Genomic DNA, 404 nt, shown 5'->3' with positions numbered 1-404 from the left:
GAGGCCAGGCACTCAGTCCCCCTCTGTCGATGTTCTGATCGCCAAACGGTAATTGTTTGGGGAAGCCGTCACGCCCAGCCGATCTCTACCTTCGTGGGGGAGATGCCCGGCAGGGCAGAGGGAGGTGAAGACCCAGGCACGACGACGCAATTCCGCTTTTGTAACGCCTAAGCCGCACTCTTGTTCAGCGCCTCCCGCAGCGCCACGATCTCCGCCTGTAGCCGGGTGAGGTCGACTGCATCGCGGCCGCTGGCGGCGGCGATGCAGTCGGGGATGCCGGTCGCTTTTTCCTTGAGGCGCTTGCCTTCCTCGGTCAGCCGAAGCACGACGACGCGTTCGTCCTCGCGGCCGCGCTCGCGCCTGATATAGCCGGCGCTTTCCAGCCTTTTGAGCAGGGGCGTCAG

The 404-nt window shown here is 64.6% G+C and carries 1 protein-coding gene; it reads right to left on the bottom strand.

Annotated features, from left to right (window positions below; all coding sequences use genetic code 11):
- Window positions 1–167 precede the first annotated feature (167 nt).
- The coding region (locus tag D3I60_RS18980; RefSeq protein ID WP_276584331.1) for a transcriptional regulator, SarA/Rot family at window positions 168–404 on the bottom strand (237 nt) is incomplete at its 5' end.

Source organism: Brevibacterium permense, assembly GCF_025506275.1.
Lineage (GTDB): Bacteria > Actinomycetota > Actinomycetes > Actinomycetales > Brevibacteriaceae > Brevibacterium > Brevibacterium permense_A.
The sequence above is the reverse complement of the archived record's forward strand: the minus strand, read 5'-3'. Positions and strand labels throughout refer to the sequence as shown.